This is a genomic window from Nonomuraea sp. NPDC050733 (genome assembly GCF_040654215.1).
Lineage (GTDB): Bacteria > Actinomycetota > Actinomycetes > Streptosporangiales > Streptosporangiaceae > Nonomuraea.
The window spans coordinates 204126-223399 of sequence record NZ_JBFAHO010000004.1 but is presented as its reverse complement, the minus strand read 5'-3'; the positions used below and the strand labels follow the sequence as shown (position 1 = coordinate 223399).

Annotated in this window: 19 protein-coding genes; 8 read left to right on the top strand and 11 right to left on the bottom strand. The window is 72.4% G+C overall.

What is annotated here, in order from left to right:
* Nucleotides 1-24: 24 nt before the first annotated feature.
* The 4 genes from glpK to AB0H64_RS10640 all read left to right on the top strand — a co-directional run bounded on the left by glpK (nt 25) and on the right by AB0H64_RS10640 (nt 4810).
* On the top strand, nt 25-1542 hold the full coding sequence (glpK, locus tag AB0H64_RS10655) for a glycerol kinase GlpK (protein WP_357622603.1): 1518 nt from the start codon (nt 25-27) through the stop codon (nt 1540-1542).
* A 141-nt stretch (nt 1543-1683) separates the two neighbouring features.
* Complete coding sequence (locus AB0H64_RS10650) at nt 1684-3351, top strand: glycerol-3-phosphate dehydrogenase/oxidase (RefSeq protein WP_357622977.1); 1668 nt, start codon at nt 1684-1686, stop codon at nt 3349-3351.
* A gap of 281 nt (nt 3352-3632) precedes the next feature.
* Nucleotides 3633-3983: an STAS domain-containing protein gene (locus tag AB0H64_RS10645; protein ID WP_357622601.1), complete on the top strand. Its 351-nt coding sequence runs from the start codon at nt 3633-3635 to the stop codon at nt 3981-3983.
* 41 nt (nt 3984-4024) lie between these two features.
* On the top strand, nt 4025-4810 hold the full coding sequence (locus tag AB0H64_RS10640; RefSeq protein ID WP_357622599.1) for a PIG-L family deacetylase: 786 nt from the start codon (nt 4025-4027) through the stop codon (nt 4808-4810).
* A 34-nt stretch (nt 4811-4844) separates the two neighbouring features.
* Here the strand turns inward: AB0H64_RS10640 and AB0H64_RS10635 are convergent, their stop codons facing one another.
* A complete protein-coding gene (locus AB0H64_RS10635; protein ID WP_357622597.1) occupies nt 4845-6239 on the bottom strand; it encodes a cellulase family glycosylhydrolase in 1395 nt (464 codons plus the stop codon).
* Between the two features lie 299 nt (nt 6240-6538).
* Between AB0H64_RS10635 and AB0H64_RS10630 the strand changes: the two genes are divergently transcribed.
* Nucleotides 6539-7276 carry a sulfotransferase family protein gene (locus tag AB0H64_RS10630; RefSeq protein WP_357622595.1) on the top strand — a complete coding sequence of 246 codons (738 nt, stop codon included), beginning with the start codon at nt 6539-6541 and terminating at the stop codon, nt 7274-7276.
* Nucleotides 7277-7286: 10 nt separating this feature from the next.
* On the opposite strand, the gene AB0H64_RS10625 is transcribed toward AB0H64_RS10630, so the two are convergent.
* From AB0H64_RS10625 to AB0H64_RS10605, 5 genes are all read right to left on the bottom strand, one after another.
* Nucleotides 7287-7688: a response regulator transcription factor gene (locus AB0H64_RS10625; RefSeq protein ID WP_357622594.1), complete on the bottom strand. Its 402-nt coding sequence runs from the start codon at nt 7686-7688 to the stop codon at nt 7287-7289.
* Nucleotides 7685-8758 (bottom strand): PAS domain-containing sensor histidine kinase, encoded by a 1074-nt coding sequence (locus AB0H64_RS10620; RefSeq protein ID WP_357622592.1) that lies wholly within the window; start codon nt 8756-8758, stop codon nt 7685-7687. Before AB0H64_RS10620 ends, AB0H64_RS10625 begins: the two co-directional genes overlap by 4 nt.
* Nucleotides 8759-8782: 24 nt before the next feature.
* Nucleotides 8783-9169 carry an ATP-binding protein gene (locus AB0H64_RS10615; RefSeq protein WP_357622591.1) on the bottom strand — a complete coding sequence of 129 codons (387 nt, stop codon included), beginning with the start codon at nt 9167-9169 and terminating at the stop codon, nt 8783-8785.
* Between the two features lie 111 nt (nt 9170-9280).
* On the bottom strand, nt 9281-9943 hold the full coding sequence (locus tag AB0H64_RS10610; RefSeq protein WP_357622590.1) for a response regulator transcription factor: 663 nt from the start codon (nt 9941-9943) through the stop codon (nt 9281-9283).
* A gap of 256 nt (nt 9944-10199) precedes the next feature.
* On the bottom strand, nt 10200-10613 hold the full coding sequence (locus AB0H64_RS10605) for a VOC family protein (protein WP_357622589.1): 414 nt from the start codon (nt 10611-10613) through the stop codon (nt 10200-10202).
* Nucleotides 10614-10894: 281 nt separating this feature from the next.
* On the opposite strand from AB0H64_RS10605, the gene AB0H64_RS10600 reads away from it, so the two are divergent.
* Nucleotides 10895-11212 carry a hypothetical protein gene (locus AB0H64_RS10600; protein ID WP_357622588.1) on the top strand — a complete coding sequence of 106 codons (318 nt, stop codon included), beginning with the start codon at nt 10895-10897 and terminating at the stop codon, nt 11210-11212.
* 60 nt (nt 11213-11272) lie between these two features.
* Here the strand turns inward: AB0H64_RS10600 and AB0H64_RS10595 are convergent, their stop codons facing one another.
* Both AB0H64_RS10595 and AB0H64_RS10590 read right to left on the bottom strand, forming a co-directional pair.
* The gene (locus AB0H64_RS10595; RefSeq protein ID WP_357622586.1) at nt 11273-11545 is read right to left on the bottom strand and encodes an OsmC family protein; all 273 of its coding nucleotides are present in this window, start codon (nt 11543-11545) and stop codon (nt 11273-11275) included.
* A 66-nt stretch (nt 11546-11611) separates the two neighbouring features.
* Complete coding sequence (locus AB0H64_RS10590) at nt 11612-12952, bottom strand: lanthionine synthetase LanC family protein (protein ID WP_357622585.1); 1341 nt, start codon at nt 12950-12952, stop codon at nt 11612-11614.
* A 73-nt stretch (nt 12953-13025) separates the two neighbouring features.
* On the opposite strand from AB0H64_RS10590, the gene AB0H64_RS10585 reads away from it, so the two are divergent.
* Nucleotides 13026-14003 (top strand): sulfotransferase, encoded by a 978-nt coding sequence (locus tag AB0H64_RS10585; RefSeq protein WP_357622583.1) that lies wholly within the window; start codon nt 13026-13028, stop codon nt 14001-14003.
* Between the two features lie 78 nt (nt 14004-14081).
* Here AB0H64_RS10585 and AB0H64_RS10580 read toward each other — a convergent pair whose 3' ends face one another.
* Nucleotides 14082-15002: a hypothetical protein gene (locus AB0H64_RS10580; protein ID WP_357622582.1), complete on the bottom strand. Its 921-nt coding sequence runs from the start codon at nt 15000-15002 to the stop codon at nt 14082-14084.
* A gap of 364 nt (nt 15003-15366) precedes the next feature.
* The gene (locus AB0H64_RS10575) at nt 15367-15972 is read right to left on the bottom strand and encodes a DUF305 domain-containing protein (protein WP_357622580.1); all 606 of its coding nucleotides are present in this window, start codon (nt 15970-15972) and stop codon (nt 15367-15369) included.
* Between the two features lie 98 nt (nt 15973-16070).
* Here AB0H64_RS10575 and aroQ point away from each other — a divergent pair, with 98 nt between their 5' ends.
* Nucleotides 16071-16523 (top strand): type II 3-dehydroquinate dehydratase, encoded by a 453-nt coding sequence (gene aroQ, locus AB0H64_RS10570; RefSeq protein ID WP_357622579.1) that lies wholly within the window; start codon nt 16071-16073, stop codon nt 16521-16523.
* 36 nt (nt 16524-16559) lie between these two features.
* Here the strand turns inward: aroQ and lanL are convergent, their stop codons facing one another.
* Nucleotides 16560-19163, bottom strand: a complete 2604-nt coding sequence (lanL, locus tag AB0H64_RS10565) for a class IV lanthionine synthetase LanL (protein ID WP_357622578.1) — start codon at nt 19161-19163, stop codon at nt 16560-16562.
* Nucleotides 19164-19274: the final 111 nt, after the last annotated feature.

Here is a 19274-nt window from a genome sequence, read left to right as displayed (position 1 = left end):
ATCCCGTTGAGGAGGCACGATTCCATGCCGGACTTCGTCGGAGCCGTCGACCAGGGAACGACGAGCACCCGCTTCATGATCTTCGATCACAGCGGCAACGAGATCGCCCTTCACCAGCTAGAACACGAGCAGATCCTGCCGCGCGCCGGCTGGGTCGAGCACAATCCCACGGAGATCTGGGAGCGCACCCGGGCGGTGATCGAGACCACGCTCACCAAGGCGAACCTCGTGGCCTCCGACCTGGCCGCGCTCGGCATCACCAACCAGCGCGAGACCTCCGTGGTGTGGAACCGCGCCACCGGCCGGCCGTACTACAACGCCATCGTCTGGCAGGACACGCGCACGGACAGGATCGCCTCGGCGCTGGACCGCGACGGCAGGGGCGACGTCATCCGGACCAAGGCGGGCCTGCCGCCCGCGACGTACTTCTCCGGCGGCAAGATCCAGTGGATCCTGGAGAACGTCGAAGGGGTGCGCGAGGCCGCCGAGGCGGGGGAGGCGATCTTCGGCAACACCGACACGTGGCTGCTGTGGAACCTGACCGGCGGCATCGACGGCGGCCGGCACGTCACCGACGTGACCAACGCCAGCCGCACCATGCTCATGAACCTCGAGACCCTGGACTGGGACGACGAGCTGCTGTCGTTCTTCGGCATCCCGCGGCAGATGCTGCCGAAGATCGTGCCCTCCTCCCACGCCGAGGGGTTCGGGCACACCCGCGCCGACGGCCCGCTGCGCGCGGAGGTCACGCTCGGCGGCGTCCTCGGCGACCAGCAGGCCGCCACCGTGGGCCAGGTCTGCTTCGGGGTCGGCGAGGCCAAGAACACCTACGGCACCGGCAACTTCCTGCTGCTCAACACCGGCACCACCCCGGTCCGCTCCAAGCACGGGCTGCTCACCACGGTGTGCTACCAGTTCGGGCAGGAGGCTCCGGTGTACGCGCTGGAGGGCTCCATCGCGGTGACCGGCTCGGCCGTGCAGTGGCTGCGCGACCAGCTCGGCATCATCTCGGGCGCCGCGCAGAGCGAGTCCCTGGCCCGGCAGGTCGAGGACAACGGCGGGGTGTTCTTCGTGCCCGCCTTCTCCGGCCTGTTCGCCCCGTACTGGCGCTCCGACGCCCGCGGCGCGATCGTCGGTCTGTCGCGCTACAACAACAACGCGCACATCGCGCGGGCCACCCTGGAGGCCATCTGCTACCAGAGCCGGGACGTGGTCGAGGCGATGCGCCAGGACTCCGGCGTCACCCTCGACGTGCTGCGGGTGGACGGCGGCGTCACCGCCAACGACCTGTGCATGCAGATCCAGGCCGACGTCCTCGGCGTCCCCGTCTCCAAGCCCGTGGTGGCGGAGACGACCGCGCTGGGCGCCGCCTACGCCGCCGGGCTCGCCGTGGGCTTCTGGAAGTCCACCGACGAGCTCAAGCAGAACTGGCAGGAAGACCGCCGCTGGGAGCCCTCCTGGTCGCAGGAGCGGCGCGACGCGGGCTACGCCACCTGGAAGAAGGCCGTCACCCGCACCCTCGACTGGGTCGACGTCGGCTGAGCCGCACGACCGCCCGGACCGTGGTCCCGCACGCCCATGCGGGGCCGCGGCCCCGGGCACGCACGATTCTCTGAGATGAGGAGCCTTACTGTGACATCTGTACCGCTGGGACCGGCGTACCGCGCGGAGACGCTGCGACGGATGGGCGACGACGAGTTCGACGTCCTGGTCGTGGGCGGCGGCGTCGTGGGCGCCGGCGCGGCGCTCGACGCGGTGTCCCGTGGCCTGTCCGTCGCGCTCGTGGAGGCCCAGGACTGGGCGGCGGGCACATCGAGCCGGTCGAGCAAGCTCGTCCACGGCGGTCTGCGCTACCTGGAGCAGCTCGACTTCCGGCTGGTCAGGGAGGCCCTCAAGGAACGCGGTCTGTTGCTGACCAGGCTCGCGCCCCACCTGGTGCGCCCCGTGCCGTTCCTGTTCCCGCTGCGGCACCGGCTGTGGGAGCGGTTCTACGTCGGCGCGGGGATCGCCCTCTACGACATGCTCGACGGCAGGCGCGTCCTGCCCCGCCACCGCCACATGAGCCGGCGCCGCGCGCTGGCCGCCGCGCCCTCCCTGCACCCGGAGGCGCTCGTCGGAGCGGTCCAGTACCACGACGCGCAGGTCGACGACGCGCGGTTCGCGATGACGCTGGCACGCACCGCCGCCGTGTACGGGGCGGCCGTCTCGACCCGGACGCGCATGACGGCGCTGGAGCGCGACGGGGCACGGGTCACCGGCGCCCGGGTGCGCGACCTGGAGAGCGACCGCGAGATCGTCGTGCGCGCCCGCCAGGTGATCAACGCCACCGGCGTCTGGACCGACGAGACCGCCGAGATGGCGGGCAACGAGAACGGCCTGCGCGTGCGGGCGTCGAAGGGCGTCCACATCACCGTTCCGCGCGACCGGATCACCCTCCACACCGGCCTGATCCTCCGTACGGAGAAGAGCGTGCTGTTCACCATCCCGTGGGGACGGCACTGGATCATCGGCACCACCGACACCGACTGGAGCCTCGACAAGGGCCGTCCCGTGGCCAGCCGGGCCGACATCGACTACCTGCTCGACCACGTCAACCAGGTGCTGGGCACGCCGCTCACGCACGAGGACATCGACGGCGTGTACACGGGCCTGCGACCGCTGCTGGCCGGGGACGCCTCCGACACCGCCAAGCTGTCCAGGGAGCACACGGTCGCCCGGCCCGCGCCCGGCCTCGTCGTCATCGCCGGCGGGAAGTACACCACCTACCGGGTCATGGCCAAGGACGCCGTGGACGTGGCCGTACGGGAGCTGGACGCGGCCGTGCCGCCGTCGGTGACGGACCGGCTGCCGCTCCTGGGGGCGGAGGGGTACGAGGCGCTGCGCAACGGCCGCACCCGGCTGGCCGCGCGCGCCGGCATCGACGTCGCCCGCGTCGAGCACCTGCTCGGGCGCTACGGCTCGGCCGTCGAGGACCTCCTCCAGCTGATCGAGTCGGACGCCTCGCTCGGTGAGCCGCTGACCGGGGCGGCGGACTACCTCCGCGCCGAGGCGGTGTACGCGGTCACCCACGAGGGCGCGTTGCACCTGGAGGACGTGCTGGTGCGCCGTACCCGCATCTCCATCGAGGAGCGTGACCGGGGGCTCGCCGTCGCGTCCGAGGTGGCGGAGCTCATCGCGCCCGTGCTCGGCTGGGACGAGGAGGACGTACGGCGGGAGACGGACGGCTACCGGACGGCGGTGCACGCCGAGATGTCGGCGGAGCTGCAGCCCGACGACCTGTCCGCGGTCGCCGCCCGCGAGGAGATCTTCGACGGGGCCGGTCCGCTCGAACCCTCGGCGGGCCGGCTCTGATGACCCCCCGCGGGCCAGGCGCCGGCCGAGCCGCTGCATGGGCCGCAGCGCGTCCAGCCAGGCGAGCCTGCGGGTCACCGGCCGGATCGCCTCGGAGGGGGTGGTTGGGGCGAGCGATATATCGGCAAACGTACCGAAATGCGGGGGTTTCAGGGCGACGACCGTCTCAGTTACGCCAAGACGTGGAGCGCGGCGCGGGCGTGCGGATACGCTGGACAGCATCCCCGCTGGTGCCCGTCGCGGTGGCGACGGCACCGACGCAGCGACGGAGAGGCGGCGACATGACACGCCTTGTGATCGAGACGGAGCGGCACGGCGATGTCGCGGTGGTCCGCCTGACGGGCGAGCTCGACCTGAGCACCCAGCACCTGCTGGCCGATGCCCTCGCCGAGCCGCTGTCCGCCGAGCGGCCCAGGATCGTGGTGGACACGGCGAGGCTGAGCTTCTGCGACTCCAGTGGGCTCTGGCAGCTCATCAACTGCCAGCGCCAGGCCGAGGCCCGCGGCGGCGGGCTGCGCCTGATCGGCGTGCACGGCATCATGGCCCGTCTGCTGGTCATCACCCAGCTCGTCGACCAGTTCCCGCCCTACGGCACGCTCGAACGCGCCTGCCAGTGGTCCACGCTCCCCTGATCGCCCGCCTCCGCTGAGTCCCGGCGCTACGATGGCCGCCCGTGATCATCAAGGAGGGTGCCGTGGCGGGCTTCGGAGTGCTGTGCGTCCATGCCCATCCCGACGACGAGGCCATCTGGACCGGCGGCACGCTGGCCAGGTACGCCGACGAGGGCGCCAGGACGGCCGTCGTCACGTGCACCTGGGCCGGGGGGACTGTGCGGGCCGGCGAGCTGGAGCGCTCGCTCGGCATCCTCGGCGCGGGCGAGCCGCGGCTGCTGGGCTACGCCGACGCGAACAAGCCCGAGTCGGCGCCCGGCGCCCCGCGGTTCCTGGACGTGCCGTTCGACGAGGCGGTGGGCCGGGTGGTCGGGCACATCAGGCAGTTCAGGCCGGACGTGGTGCTCACCTACGACGCGTACGGCTCCTACGGGCATCCCGACCACGTCCACGCGCACCGGGTCACCATGGCCGCGGTGGAGGCGGCCGGGTACGACCAGCTCCACCCCGGCACGGGCGAACCGTGGCGGCCCCGGGCCCTCTATCTGTCGACCGTTCCGCGCTCCGTCGTGGTGTCGCACTGGCGGTCGGTGTTCGGGACGGACCCGGAGCCGGGCCAGACGCTGCCCGGTGTCCCGGACGACCAGGTCACCACGCGGCTCGACGTCGGGCGATGGGCCGAGCGCAAGTGGGAGGCCATGCACGCGCACGCTTCGGAGGTGGGACGCGGCGCGTCGATGACCCTGCTGACCGGCCTGCCCGAGCAGGCGCGCGCCCAGATGCTGGCCAACGAGTGGTACCGCCGCGTCGGCCACACGGGCCCGCCGGAGACCGCTCTCGGCGCGTAGCCGAGTCTCCGCGGGCCCGTTCGCGACAGCGGGGTCAGCCGGTCGGGAAGTTGTCCGGGGTGCGGATGCGGTCGCGCATGTACGTGCCCGACTGCGTCAGGACGGCCGTCCCCGCGTACGTGCTGCCGGAGCAGGTGCCCGGCTTGAAGGCGGCGCTGCTCTCGTCGGCGTCGGAGTACGTCCAGTTGGCGTAGCTGATCTTGTACTGGTCCAGCAGGTTCAGCCAGGTCGTGGTGCTGGCGAGGTCCACCGTGCCACCGCCGGTGTAGGTGACCGTGCCGAACTCCGTGACGAACAGCGGGATGCGGCCGGCCGCCCGGCTGACCGCCGCCCGGTAGTTGTCCCCGTGGGCGGCGGCGTAGAAGTGGAAGGTGTACATGACGTTGGCGGCGTTGACCGGGTTGTTGACGACCTCGCTCTCGTTGCCGCCCTCCGACACGCCCAGCGACGACCAGCCGCGGGTGCCGACCACGACGACGGCGTCCGGGTCGTTGGCGCGGATGACGGGGATGACCTGCTCGGCGTAGCTCTTGATGGTCGACCAACTCACGCCGTTGGGCTCGTTGGCGATCTCGTAGATGACGTTCTTCTTCGCGGCGTTGCGGGTGGAGACGGCGGCGAAGAACGTCTTGGCGCGGGCGAGGTTGTACATGGGGTCGCCGGGGGTCAGCGTGTGGAAGTCGATCAGGGCGTACATCCCGCGCGCCTCGGCCATGTCGACCAGGTTGTTGACCCGGGCGGTGAAGCCCGGCGGGTCTGTCTCGTAGCCGTCCTCCTGGACGTACATGGAGATCCGGAGCAGGTCGGCCTTCCAGTCGTCGGCGAGCGCGTCGAGGGAGGCGGTGTTGTAGCACTTGGCGAACCACTGCAGGCCGTGCGTGCTCATCCCGCGCAACTGGATGGGCTTGCCGTACTGGTTGCAGAGGTTGACGCCGCAGACGCGCAGTTGCCCGTTGACGCCGACGGGGGTGCCGTCGGAGGGGGTCGGGCCCGGGGTCGTGGAGCCGGTGCAGGTCACGCCGTTGAGCGTGAACGAGGTGGGCGCCGGGTTGGCGCCCGTCCAGCTCCCGTTGAAGCCGATGGTGGTCGAGGCGTCGGTGGCGAGCGAGCCGTTGTAGCTCAGGCTGCGCGCGGTGACGGCGGCGCCGCTCTGGCCGTACGTGGCCGACCAGCCCTGGACGACCTTCTGGCCGGAGTCCGGGAAGGTGAAGCCGAGCGTCCAGCCGTTGACGGGGTCGCCGAGGTTCTTGATGGAGATGTTGGCGCTGAAGCCGCCCTGCCAGGTGCTGGCCGTGTAGGTGACGGCGCAGCCGGTGGCGGCCGCGGCGGTGACGGCCGGGGTGACCGCCACTCCTCCGAGGGTGAGCGCGGCGACGGTGCCGATCGCGAGGGCGGCACGTCCGCGGAGCGGGCGCGGGAGCAACTTCACGGTGGTGGCCTTTCGGGTTCCGAATGAGCCGGTGGGGGATCGCGGGAGGCGTGCTGACGGGGGGCGCGCGATCCGGGGCAAAGTATCAACGTGGGTGCTCTGAGCTGTAGGAACGCGTCCGTTCCGGCCATGCGGTAGCCGGGGAGATCGCGGGTGTTTGTCCTGTTCGGCGGGGTCGGCGCGGGGTGCCCGGTGGTTGAAAGTTTCAGGTCGGCCGAAAATCTACGGGCGTTGAATTCTGGCGGGCGCCGTCCTAGCGTGAAGTCGTCACGTCGACGACCACGGTTAGGGAGAGGGACATGCTCGAAGTCATCGGCGCGGGTCTGCCGCGTACCGGGACGACGTCGATGAAGGCGGCGCTGGAGCGCCTCGGCTTCGGCCCGTGCTACCACATGTTCGAGGTCATGACCCATCCCGACCACGTGGACCGGTGGCTCTCGGTCACGGCCGGCGAGGTCCGCGACCGGGAAGGGTGGGACCGGGTGTTCGCGGGAGGCTATCGGTCGGCGCAGGACTGGCCGGCCAGCCACTACTGGCGCGAGCTGGCCGAGGTCTATCCCGACGCCAAGGTGGTGCTCACCGTCCGCGACCCGCGCTCCTGGTATCCGAGCATCAACATGCTCCTGTCCGGTCCCGGGTCCGCCGCGGCGACCATGGACGGCCGGCCGTTCGAGGAGCTGCCCGAGCCCGTGCGCGCGATGCTCACCGGCATGGGCCGGATGAGGCCGGTCCTGGAGGCCATCGGGCGGCCCTACTTCGGTCCCGACTGGAGCTTCGGGCACGGCATACCCGACGAGGAGCACGCCGTCGAGGCGTTCGAGCGGCACGTGGCCGCCGTCAGAGCGGGTGTGCCCGCGAAGCGCCTGCTCGTGTTCGACGTGCGCGAGGGGTGGGAGCCGCTGTGCGACTTCCTCGGCGTCGAGGCGCCCGCGGAGCCGTTCCCGCACCTCAACGACGCCGACTCGATGCGGCAGATGTTCGAGCGCATGATGAGCGGCGAGCCGCTCACCTTCCCGTCGCGCCGGCCCGGGGACTGACGGGACCCGCCTACGAACCGGCCGCGACGCGGCGCACGGCCGCCACGATGTCGATGTTGGGCAGGCCCTTGAGGAGGTACTCGGTGACGCCCGCCCGGCGCATCTCCTCGACGGCGCCGGAGTCGCCGTAGGTGGAGAACGCCATGACGCGCGTGCCCGGGCAGCGTTCGCGGATCACCCGGGCCGCGTGGGCGCCGCCGCCGGGCATCCGCACGTCGAGGATGGCGACGCGGGGCGTGTGGCGCTCGGCCAGGGCGATGGCCCCCTCGGCGTCCTGGGCGAGCGCGACGACGCTGAGGTCGGGCTCGGCCTGGAGCACCTCACGCAGCACATCACGGATCATGGGCTCGTCGTCGCCGATGAGCACGGTCAGCCGCGCGCCCGCCGGCGTACGAGCGGTCCGCCCGCTCATACGCGACCGTCCTCACCGCCCGAGGCCAGTGCGGGCACCCAGAACTCGACCGTCGTGCCGTCGTCCGGCCGGCCGCGGATGCTCCACCAGCCGCCCGCCATCTCGGCGCGCTCGCGCATCTCGATGAGGCCGAAGTGGTCGGGCACGGCGAGGAGACCGGCGGGGTCACTGACCCCGACGCCGTCGTCGGCCACACGCGTCAGCACGCCGTGGCCGCTGGAGGTCAGGGACACGGTCACCGCCTTCGCCTGTGCGTGCTTGCGGACATTAGTGAGCGCCTCCTGACATATCCGAAATATCGTGATCGCTGTCTCGGCGGGTGGCTCCCGGACGAGCTCGTGCCGCAACGTGTACGTCAGCCCCGCGCCGGTCACCACCTGGTCCAGGTACGAGGTCAGCCCTTCGACCAGCCCGTCCCGGTCGAGGCCGGGCGGCCGGAGGCGGAAGGTGAGGTCGCGCAGCCGGCGGATGGCCGCCGACACGGTCTCGTTGAGCCGCAGGGCCCCCACGGCGTGCTCGCCCTCCAACTGGTCGGCGAGCAGTTGCAGGCGCATCCCGACGGCCACCATCGACTGGATCGTGTCGTCGTGCACGTCCCAGGCGATGCGGCGCCGCTCCATCTCCTGCGCGTGGACGAGGTGGGTCAGCAGCCTGCTGCGCTCGTCCAGGGCCCGCTCGGCGGTGCGCCGCTCGGTCATGTCGCGGGTCACCTTGCCGAACCCGCGCAGCTCGCCGGTGTCGTCGTACAACGCCGTGATCACCACGTTCGCCCAGAACCGCGTGCCGTCGGCCCGCACCCGCCAGCCCTCGTCCTCCAGCCGCCCCTCCGCCGTGGCGATCTCCAGCTCACGGGCCGGCTTGCCCGCCGCCACGTCCTCAGGCGGATAGAACGCCGAGAAATGACGCCCGATGATCTCTTGCGCCCGGTATCCCTTGATCCGCTCCGCGCCCGCGTTCCAGCTCACGATCCGGCCCTGCGGGTCCAGCATGAAGATCGCGTAGTCGACGACGTTCTGCACCAGCAGCCGGTAGTCGGCCTGGGTGACCTCGGCGGGGCTTGACTCGGGCATAGTGCAGCTTCGCACGCCCAGATGTCAGTTGGCCCGGATGGGGGCGGGAACGGCGGCCAGCTCGCACCAGACGACCTTGCCGCTCCCCTGGGGAAAGGACCCCCAGCGGATGGACAGGCGCTCGATGACGTTGAGGCCCCAGCCACTCTTCGGCCCAGGCTCGCGCGGCTCGGGCGGCAGGGGGCTGGAGTCGCGGACCTCGATGCGCACCCGGGAGGGGCCGACGACCAGGTGGAGCGCCGGCGCGCCGGCGCCGTGCACCAGCGCGTTGGTCACCAGCTCGGAGACGACCAGGAGCGCGTCGTCGTGCAGGCCGGTGTATCCGCTCTCGGCCAGCGCCAGCCGGGTCAGGTCACGGGCCAGCGTGATGCTGTCGAGCTCCTCCGTCAGCTGGTGCTCAACCGCATACACCGAACCCTCAGTGCCCATCCTCTCAGTTTCTCCTGTGCACGCCGGTGCCACGAGAGTCACCGGCTCCATCTGGTCTGGTGCAGTCGCCGCGTCCGGAGTAGTGCATCTGCGTCAGTCGATGAGGCCCTCGCGGCGGGCGATCGCGACCGCCTCCAGCTTCGAGCCCGCGCCCAGCTTCTCCAGGACGCGCTGGATGTGGTTGCGGGCGGTGTTGTGCGCCACGCCGAGCCGCTCGCTGATCCGTACCGTGCTCGCCCCCTCGGCCAGCAGGAGCAGCGTCTCCCGCTCCCGCGCCGTCAACCCCGCCCCCGCGAGCCGGATCCTGCCGGTGAGCCTGTCGAGCACGCCGGCCAGCAACTCCGGCGCGAACGCCACCCCGCCCTCGGCCACCTGCCGCACCGCCGCCTCCAGCTCGTGCAGCGCCGACGACTTCAGCACCAGGCCCACCCCGCCGGCCTCGGCCACCCGGGTGGCGGCCGACGCGGACGCCTCGCCCGTCAGGATCAGCACCCGCGTCTCCGGGGCGGCGGCCATGAGCCGGCCGATCGCGGAGATCCCGTCACCGTCCGGCAGCCGCCGGTCCAGCAGCACCACGTCCGGCTTGAAGCGCGCCGTGTCGGCCACCGCCGCCGCGATCGACGCGGACCGCCCCACGACCTCCACACCGTCCGTCTGCCCCAGGGCCAGGCCGATCGCCTCGGCCACCATGTCGTGATCCTCGACCAGCAACAAGCGGATCGACGGGGACGCCGACCCTGCGGGGGGCGGAGACATCACGGGAATCCTCACGACGACGATGCGCGGCGCGGCCATGCCGGCACGACCATTGTCCCGCGTCCGAAGCCTTTCAATCTCGCCGGGTGCCACGACGGTGACATCCGGATGTGCCCGTTACGACATGCCCCCCGGTCAAGGTGTGACGGACCCACTCTGACGAGGACGAACATCATGACCCCGCCTTCGGCGGGTCCGGTCCCGTGGAGGCCGGCGCGGGGTGCGCCCACCGCTGGTGGGCCGGGTTCCTCGGCGGCTACTCCGCGTAGGGCTGGTCCGCCCCCTGGGCGCTGTAGCCCAGACTCCAGATGTAGCCGTCCGGGTCCGCGAAGGAGCCGCCGTACCCGCCCCACGGCAGGGCACCGGCCGGCTTGAGGATCGTCGCGCCGGCCTTCTCCGCCTCCGCGATGATCTCGTCCACCCGCGCCTCGCTCCGGACGACATAGGTCAGGACCAGCCCGCTGAAGCCACTCCCCTCCGGGCTCGTGCCCACCTGGCCGGCCAGGCCCTCACGGCCGTAGAAGCCGACGGGCGAGGCTCCGTCCGACTCGAAGAACACCGAGATGCCGTAGTCGTTCTTGATCTTCCAACCGAGCCCCTCCGTGTAGAACCGCTTGGCCCGGTCCATGTCACGGACGGCGAGCAGGATCGAGCTGACGTGCGCCTTCATGCCTTGTCTCCTTTGTGTTCCAGGGCTGCTGCCCATGGAGGCAACGCTACGGAGGGCTCCATGCCCGGCGCTTCTTCATTCCTGACCGGTTGGTCGCCGGTGTCCGCCGCTCAGGTGGCAGGCGCCGCTCCTGGGCCGAACAGCCGGCCGCCGCGTCCGGCCTTGATCGGTACCGGCAGGACGACTAGCCTGATCGCCGTGCTGCCGGAAGGCGGGCGAGGCGATCGCGTCACACGGGAAGAGCCCCGACCACGCCGCCATGGAGTTGGGGACCGACGACGATGAGCGCGGAAGAGGATTTCAAGCAGGTCGGCGACGAGCTGGCCGACCTGGGTGTACGGGTCTCCAGGATGATGGGGAGTCCCGCGCTCAAGGATCAGGCGGGGAAGGTGTTCGCGAGCCTGCAGCGCGACGGCGCGATGGTGTTCCGGCTGGTCAGGGACACCCCCGAACACACAGCCGCGCTCCAGCTGGCCGGGGCGTCCCTGTTCGACCCCTCGGGACGGGGCAGGGTGATGAAGGACTGGGTGGTCGTGCCCCACTCCTCGGCCGAGATATGGACGGATCTGGCCGAGGCGGCCCTCAGCCGCCCACGCTGATCAGCGGGCCACGCCGACGCCGCCGCACCCGCACCTCCCGGCCGTCGGGTCCCGGCCCGGTCAGGCGGCTGCCTCCACCCGGGTGAGGGAGCCGCTGATCGCCACCGGGTTCCTGATCAGGTTGAGGATCGGGCAGACCCGCTCCACCTCGGCGTGCAACCGCGCCAGCTCCTCGTCCGGCGCGGGCGAGGACAGGCGCACCTCGTACCGGAAGTCGTACGGGTGGACGGGGATGCCCGTGGCGTCCGGGGCCTGGGCGCGCGGGTCGTACTGGGCCTGGACGTCGGCTTCGAGCGAGTCGAGCGGGATCTCCAGCTCCGCCGCCTTCGACACTTCACATGTAAAATGAGTAGGAACAGTAGGGAATAGGCAGACGAACAGCCCTCGCAAAGGATGCGGTCAGTCGGGCGGGGCCAGGGCGGTGGCCGGCAGTGGGATGGCCGGGAACGGGTTGTCGGGCAGCAGGATCACGCGGCGTGCCCGGGCGGCCTGGCCCGCGGCGTCGAGGTGGAGCAGCGCGGCGCCGATGCCGGCCGCGCCGACCATGTAACCGGTGTCCGCGCTGACCTCCTCCGGCCGCAGCCGCCGGTACGCCTGGTACCACCGGTAGCCGTGGCCGTCGTGGTCGCTGGCCCGGCCGATGAGGTTGCCGGCCAGCGTGCGGGCGAAGTCCAGGTGGGCCACGCGCCCGGTCGCCGCCCACAGGCCGACGAACAGCTCGATCAGCCCGGCCGCGCCGCAGCACTGGCAGGCCACGTTCCAGTAGCCCTCGGTCTGCCGGTACGGCACGCCGCTGCTGGTGATGCCCCGCGCCAGGCGCTCCACCCAGTCGAGGTCGCCCGGGTCGCCGGCCACCTGGTGCAGCTCGTAGAACATCCGCGCCACCCCGGCCGAGCCGGAGCAGAAGCCCAGGTAGTGCAGCCCGCGGGCATGCGGCACGTGGTGAGGCACCACCGCGGAGTCGCCGCTCACGATGCTGACCTCGCGCACGAAGTCCGCCCCGCTGCGCGCCGCGCGCAGGAAGCGGTCGTCGCCGCTGACGCCGTACAGTCGGGCGAGCAGGAACGCCGTGCCGGCCGTACCGGCGAGGAAGCCCGGCGTCACCGCGTCCACCGGCAGGTCGGCGCAGTCGCCGAACAGGTGGCCCGGCACGGGCAGCCGGGCGATGCGCAGACCGGCCTCGACGGCGAACTCCTCGTAGGCCGGCACGCCCAGGTGGGCCCCTGCCCTCAGCAGGCCGAGCACGATGCCGCCGTCGCCGCGCTGCGCCGGGTCGGGCGACCAGCCGACCTCGCCGTCGGCCGTGCGTCCCCTGCTGACGATCAGGTCGGCGATGGCCCTGGCCTCGGACTCGAAACCGGCGTCGCCGAGAGCCCAACCGGCCTCCATGAGTGCGATCATGACGCCGGTCAGGCCATGGTAGAGAGAGAGGTCGCCCTGGTCACGCCAGGTGGCGGCGAGGCGGCGGGCCCCGGCTCGGGCGTCGTCGAGGTACGCCTCGTGACCGGTGGCGGCGGCCAGCTCCAGGAAGAACAGCACAATGCCCGCGCCGCCGGAGTACAACGACCAGGACTCCTCGGGGGTGGCCGCCGGCCGGCCGCGGGGGTCGGGGTTCGCCCGCCAGTGCCGGCCCTGCGCGTCGTCCACCGCCGCCGACCTGATCCACCGGCCGGCCAGGATCGCGGCGGTCAGGGGGGATTCCGCGCGGGCGCTCGGTGAGCGGGTCCTGTCCAGACTCATGACTAGATTATCCCACACATTTGGTAGGAAAATAAGGATTGAAGGAGCATGGAGAGAAGGAAGGACGAGGACGATGCCGCTGCCCCACTTCCTGGTGATCGGCGCCCCCAAGGCCGGCACCACGGCCCTGCACGCCGCGCTCCAGCAGCACCCAGGACTCCACCTGCCGCACGTCAAGGAGCCGAAGTTCTTCCTGACCGACGGACCGCCCCCCACCCGCGGCGGCCCCGGCGACGCGCCCACCTACCGGGAGCACGTCTGGCGCAGGGCCGACTACGAAGCTCTCTTCGCCGGCGCGCCGCCCGGCGCCCTGCTCGGGGAGGCCACCCCGTTCTACCTGTACGACCTGGACGCGCAGCGGCGCATCCATGCCCTCGTCCCCCACGCGAAGCTGATCGCCATCCTGCGCGACCCCGTCGAGCGGGCCCACTCCAACTGGACGCACCTGTGGTCGGCCGGGCTCGAACCCGTCGGCGACGTGGTGCGCGCCTGCGCCGACGAGCGCCGCCGGATCGCGGCCGGGTGGGCGCACTTCTGGCACTACGTCGGCCTCGGCCGGTACGGCGAGCAGCTCGCGCACCTCTACACCCTCTTCCCCCGCGACCAGGTCCTCGTCTTCCGTTACCGCGACCTCGTCGACCGGCCCGCCGAGACCCTCGACCGGATCTCCGGCTTCCTCGGGGTCGAGCAGGGCCTGGTCACCGAGGTGCCCCGCGAGAACGTCACGGCCCACCCCGAGCGGGACGGACGGCACCGCCTGCTGGCGGCGGCGGCCCGCACGGCGCGCTTCCTGCCGCACGGGCTGGAGCAGGCGCTGAACGGCCGCCTGGAGCACCTGATCCAGCGTCGCGGCAAACCGCGCCGGCCGCTCACCTGGGAGCAGCGGCGGGCGCTGATCCCGTACTTCGCCAAGGACGTCGAGCTGCTGCAACGGGTCACGGGCGCGGACTTCAGCGACTGGCTGCAGCCACGGGAGCGCTCCGGCGGCCTGGTGGGCGCCCGCCCGCCGGGCCAGCGCCAGGCTCGCAACGGCCGCCCGAAGCAGGGCTGACCCCACTCGTCGTCCCCGCCCACGCCTCGACGACGAGACGCGGGCGGGGCTCATGCCCGGCGCGAACGCGGTCGCGGCTCAGGCGGGGCGGAGCTCTGTGCGCAGCTCGTGGCTGCCGTCGGCGCAGGTGTACTCGTAGTACAGGCGCACCCCGCCCTCCGGCAGGTCCACCACGTCCAGGTAGCGCAGCCCGCCGCCCCCGTGCGGGGAGGAGGCGGCCGGGGCGTCGCCCAGGGGTGTCAGCGCCGCCGGGTCCGTCCCGGTCGCGATCCCGGTGCGCTCCTCGTAGTTCTCGGCGGCGCTCGCCCGGCCGTCGTAGAAGGCCAGCACGCCGGCCGGGGTGAAGCGGACGGCGCTCACGCGGGTGCCGCGCGAGTCCCAGCTGCCGGGGCGGCCGCTCAGGGCCGTGCCCTGCCACGTCCAGGACAGGCCGTCGTCGCTGGTCGCGTAGTCGGTGACCATCTGGTCGGCCTCGTCGGGGTCGGCCAGCGGGTGGGAGGAGGCCCACAGGTGCCAGGTGCCGTCCCGCCGTACGATGACCGGGTCCTTGACGCCCGTCTTGGGGTCGCCGGGCAGGACGGTGGCGCGCGTGGCCGGGTCGAAGGAGCCGGGGTCGTCCGCTTCGAGGACCTCGACACGCCAGTGCTTGGTCCCGTACGTGGCGCAGCTCAGGTAGAGGCGCCAGCGCCCGCCGGGCAGGCGGACGAGCGTGGGACGCTCCAGGGACTCGGCGTCCATCTCCTCACGCGTGATCGTCAGCATCGGCTCGAACCGCTCGCCGTCGGTGGAGCGGGCCACGACGACGGCGTGGCCGCGCCCTTCCCCGATGGGCCGGCGCAACCGGTACGCCAGGTGGATCGCTCCGTCGTGGGCGACCGCGCTGGGGGCGCCCACCCAGTGCCCGGCTCCGGGCGACTCGGGCACGACCGCGGCAACCGAGTGCTCAGGGGCGGGGAGGAGCGCCTCCACGGCCGGGGCGTTCCCGTCTTCGATCAGCATGGGCACGAGGGTAGGCGTCCGGACCGGGAGATTCATGAAGATTCGCCCTTCATTGGTGTCGAGATCAAGACTCCTTGACCATTCCACATAATCCCTATTGCTTTCATGGGAAATGTAGCGCATGATCGAGGCCGCTGACGGGATCGGCGAACGGCGGGTGGAGGAATGGGGTGCCTCCGCCCGCCTCCCGTCCCGCGCATCCCCCGCGGAAAGGCACTCCCATGAGCACTCCAGTGTTGCGCGAGATGCCGAACTCGCGGGCCGGCACCCCTCCAAGGGGAGCCGGCCGCGTGGCCGGCATGGCGCTGACCTGCGGCTCAGTCCAGCAGGCGGCACGATCTGCCACCCCCGCGGCCCTTCCGGGTCAGGCGAGGTGCTGCCTGACGGCGGCGACCTCCTCGCGCTGCTCCTCGACGAGCCGGCGAGCGAGCTTGACCGTGGGCGCGTGCTTGCCGAGGGCCTGCGCCACCTCGGCCATCTTCACGCCGGCGTCCAGGTGGTCGGCCAGGGCCTTCAGCCACGCCCGGTCGAACGCGGGCCCGGACAGCTCCTTGAGCGCCGCCAGGTCCTCGGCCGACACCATCCCGGCCATGTTCGTGCCTGACTCCATGCCCGGCATGTCATGACCGGCGTGGCTCTCGTCGGGCACCTCAGCCTTCCACGAGCGCAGCCACGACGTCATCTGCGTGATGTCCTTCTGCTCGGCGGCGACCAGCTTCGCGGCGAGGTCGCGCACGTACGCCGCGTCGCCGCGGTCCGGTGCCAGCTCGGCCAGCCGGATCGTCAGCCGGTGGTGCGTGATCATCTCCTGCGAGAACGAGACGTCGGCCTCCGCGTGGCCGTCCTGCGTCGCCGCCCCGGCCGTCGTGGCGGGCGGCGCGGGCTGGGCCGCCTGGGAGGCGGCCGCGCATCCGGCGACGAGCTGGACCCCCAGCACGGCCAGGGCGGCCACGACGCGCTTCTGAGGCATGCTCGCTCCTCGGGATCGGCGGGGTTCGGGAGTTCGGGCTCGTTCCCAGGTACGCGCCCCTCGCCCCGCCGGTTCACGCCTCGGGTTAGTCTCCCGCTGTGACCTCGGTTCTGATTCTCAACGGCCCCAACCTCAATCTCCTCGGCACCCGCCGGCCGGAGATCTACGGCTCGGCCACGCTCGCCGACGTGGAGGAGCTGTGCCGGCAGGAGGCCGGCAAGCTCGGCCTCGACACCGTCTTCCGGCAGTCCAACCACGAGGGGCAGCTGGTCGACTGGATCCAGGAGTTCGGCGCGGAGGTCAAGGCGGGCCGGTGCATCGGCGCGGTCTTCAACGCCGGCGCCTACACCCACACCTCGGTCGCGCTGCACGACGCCATCGAGGGCGCCGAGCTGCCCGTGGTGGAGGTGCACATCTCGAACGTCCACCGGCGCGAGGAGTTCCGGCACCACTCGTACCTGTCGCCGGTCGCGCGCGGCATCGTGGTCGGCTTCGGCGTGTACGGCTACGCCTTGGCCGTCAACGGCCTGTACCAGGCGACCAGGGCGTAGACCGCCGGACCCCTACCCGGGCAGAGCCGCCAGGCCCTACCCGGGCAGGCGCCAGGCGGCCGTCCACAGGCGCGTGCCCGACCGGCGGTCCAGCCGGCGCAGGAACGACAGCACCCCGGCGGTCCCCGTGGCCCAGGTGTACCCGGCCTTGTCCAGGTCGTTGCCCGGGAACACCGGCCGCTCCGGCTCTCCCCCGGCGCGCACCAGCATGAGCTCGGCGATCTCCTCCGCCCCGCGCCAGTGGCGGTCGTCGCCCGTGACCAGGGCCAGGTCGATCAGCGCCTCGCCCATGCCCGCCAGGCCGCAGCACTGCGAGACCACCCACGCCTGGGGGGCGACCGTCAGACCGGCCAGCGCGCCGCGTTCGGCCAGCGCCAGGTAGCCGTCGTCGCCGTACGCCGTCGCGGCGTGCGCCAGCGCGCTCGCGATGCCCGACACGCCCTGGCACCAGGACGCGCCCATCGGCCGCGCCTCCGGCCCCGCCAGCTCGGCCAGCATGGCCTCGGCCCGTACGGCCAGGCCCGCGAACCGCTCCCTGGCCGCCTCGCCGGCCGCCGGGTCGCCGGTGGCCTCGTGGTAGGAGAGCAGGAAGTCCGCGCAGCCGGCCTCGCCGTGGGCGAACGCGGCGTCCACGGCCACCCCCGACCCGGGCGGCGGCGGCACGTCCTCCTCGGGCGCGGTGACCTCCCCCGCGAGCAGGCGTCTGGCGCACGCCGCCGCGACCTCCAGATGCCGGGGATCGTCGCCGATCGCGGCCAGCGCCAGGTGGCCGGCTCCGATGCCGGCGACGCCGTGCGCCTGGTCGGCGCGCTGGGGGCCGTCGAGCGTGACCGGCTCGGGCACGGCCAGCTCCGGCACGGCGGTCAGCCGGGCGGCGGTCAGGAACAGCGCTGTCCCGGTACGGCCGAAGTACAGGGACGGCGGGAGCACGGCCGGCGGCATGACGCGGGCCGTCCAGCGGGCCAGGTCGGCGGCGACCTCCTTGGCCTCGGGGTGGTGCAGCAGCTCCATGCCGACGCCGGCGCAGCCGCCGTAGACGTTGGTGACCGGCGGGCTCGCCCGGCGCGCGTCCTCGGGGGCGTCCATGAGGCGCTCGGCGAAGGCGACGCACTCGCGGGTCGTGTGGTCGAGGACGCTCGCCAGCAGGTCTCCGGTCAGCCTCGGCGGCACGGGCCGCGTCCGGGCGGGGGACGCGGACGCCCCGCCCGGGCCCGACCTCAGCGCGGCCGCGGCCTCGGTGCGCTCCTCCGGGTCCAGGCTGAGCAGCGACGGCAGCAGGCCGCGCACGCCCCCTGGGGTGCCGGGGGACATCCGCGCGAGGCACATCAGCGTGCGCTCCAGGTTGCGGACCGGGTCGGGGTCGATCATGACGGGGTTCATGCCGGTGGTGGCGAAGAACAGGGTGGCGCCGAGCGAGAAGTAGTCGTCGGCGGGCCCGGACTCCCGGTCGGTGTGCTGGTCGGGCACGCTGTAGCCGCGGCTCCAGCCAGGGAGCTGGAGGCCGTCGTACCGGCTGTTGCCGAAGTCGATGAGCGTGCAGCGGCCGTCCTCGCCCAGCACGACGTTCTTGGGCGACAGGTCCCGGACCACCACCCCGCGCGCGTGCACGGCGTCCAGCACCTCCAGCAGGCGCGCGGCCAGCGCGCCGAGGTCGCGGTCCGATGGCGCGGCCCCGGCGGGCCGGTCGGTGAACAGGCCGTTCTCGGCCACGAACCGGTTGAGGTCGCGGCTGCCCGCGTCGGTCATGACCAGGAACTCGTCGTCGCCGTGGCGGAAGTGGTCGATCGGCTCGGGCACGCCGGGCACGCCCTTGAGCGCCTGGAGGACACGCAGCTCGTTGCGCAGGTACATCCGCAGGTCCCAGCCCTGGGTGTTCTCGCCGACGTACGCGCGGGCCTCCTTGACCACGACGGGCCGGCCGGCCGCGTCGGTGGCCCGGTAGACGTTGCCCCGGGGGCCGCGCACGACGCCGGAGGTCACGCGGTATCGCCCGCCGATCAGCTTGCCTCCGGAGCCGGCCTCGCCTGCGGACGAGCCGGAGCCGGCCTCGCCGGCGGGAGAGGCGGACGCCGGGGCGGGTGAGGGGTCGCCGGGCCGGAACGGGTCGGTGGCCCAGGGCGGGCAGGAGTACTCCGGGCCCGCCGCCCCCGGCAGCCGCTCCCCGTCCGGCCCGACCACCACCAGCTCGAAGTCCCCGTTGTCGTCCACGCGGTACTGCGGGGCGAAGGGCGCGTACCGGTAGTAGACCGGCGCGTCGCTGCGGACCCGCCGGTCACTGACGATGCGCGGCGCGGCCATCCCGGCGAGCGCGCTCGCGAGGGCGTGGCCGATCTCCACCACCGCGTTCTGCGCCGGGTAGACCGTCATGGCCTTGCCCACGGCGCCGGGGTCGAGGTCGCCCGAGTTGAGCTCCATGAGCGTGTGCGCCGAGCGGGCCACCTTGAAGGCGCACCCGGCGGCGGCGAGGACGGGCAGGGCCCGGTCGAGGGTGTCGGCGAGGGTTCCGGGACGTGCCGAGACGTGGAGCTTCCAGCCTTGGACCGGGGTCTCCGCCTCAGGGTCGTGAACGCTGATCCACGTGTCGTCCTCGTAGATTTCCCTACCATACGAATCGGCAAATCGGGTAAGGCGGTCGCGCACATTGACGTCCATCGTGACCCTTCGATCGCGGAGCGCTTATGACAACGAAAGAAAAGGCCACCGGAACTGCGCCGATGGCCTTTCCACAGCGCTTTGCACGGCCACGCGTCC

What these genes read in the sequence shown, in the direction of transcription:
- AB0H64_RS10625 (WP_357622594.1), bottom strand. Translation starts at nt 7,688, where the DNA reads ATGAGCGGGCGGACCGCTCGTACGCCGGCGGGCGCGCGGCTGACCGTG.
- AB0H64_RS10575 (WP_357622580.1), bottom strand. Translation starts at nt 15,972, where the DNA reads ATGCCTCAGAAGCGCGTCGTGGCCGCCCTGGCCGTGCTGGGGGTCCAG.
- AB0H64_RS10605 (WP_357622589.1), bottom strand. Translation starts at nt 10,613, where the DNA reads ATGAAGGCGCACGTCAGCTCGATCCTGCTCGCCGTCCGTGACATGGAC.
- AB0H64_RS10580 (WP_357622582.1), bottom strand. Translation starts at nt 15,002, where the DNA reads ATGCTGATCGAAGACGGGAACGCCCCGGCCGTGGAGGCGCTCCTCCCC.
- AB0H64_RS10590 (WP_357622585.1), bottom strand. Translation starts at nt 12,952, where the DNA reads ATGAGTCTGGACAGGACCCGCTCACCGAGCGCCCGCGCGGAATCCCCC.
- glpK (WP_357622603.1), top strand. Translation starts at nt 25, where the DNA reads ATGCCGGACTTCGTCGGAGCCGTCGACCAGGGAACGACGAGCACCCGC.
- AB0H64_RS10585 (WP_357622583.1), top strand. Translation starts at nt 13,026, where the DNA reads ATGCCGCTGCCCCACTTCCTGGTGATCGGCGCCCCCAAGGCCGGCACC.
- AB0H64_RS10650 (WP_357622977.1), top strand. Translation starts at nt 1,684, where the DNA reads ATGGGCGACGACGAGTTCGACGTCCTGGTCGTGGGCGGCGGCGTCGTG.
- AB0H64_RS10600 (WP_357622588.1), top strand. Translation starts at nt 10,895, where the DNA reads ATGAGCGCGGAAGAGGATTTCAAGCAGGTCGGCGACGAGCTGGCCGAC.
- AB0H64_RS10645 (WP_357622601.1), top strand. Translation starts at nt 3,633, where the DNA reads ATGACACGCCTTGTGATCGAGACGGAGCGGCACGGCGATGTCGCGGTG.
- AB0H64_RS10630 (WP_357622595.1), top strand. Translation starts at nt 6,539, where the DNA reads ATGCTCGAAGTCATCGGCGCGGGTCTGCCGCGTACCGGGACGACGTCG.
- AB0H64_RS10620 (WP_357622592.1), bottom strand. Translation starts at nt 8,758, where the DNA reads ATGCCCGAGTCAAGCCCCGCCGAGGTCACCCAGGCCGACTACCGGCTG.
- AB0H64_RS10610 (WP_357622590.1), bottom strand. Translation starts at nt 9,943, where the DNA reads ATGTCTCCGCCCCCCGCAGGGTCGGCGTCCCCGTCGATCCGCTTGTTG.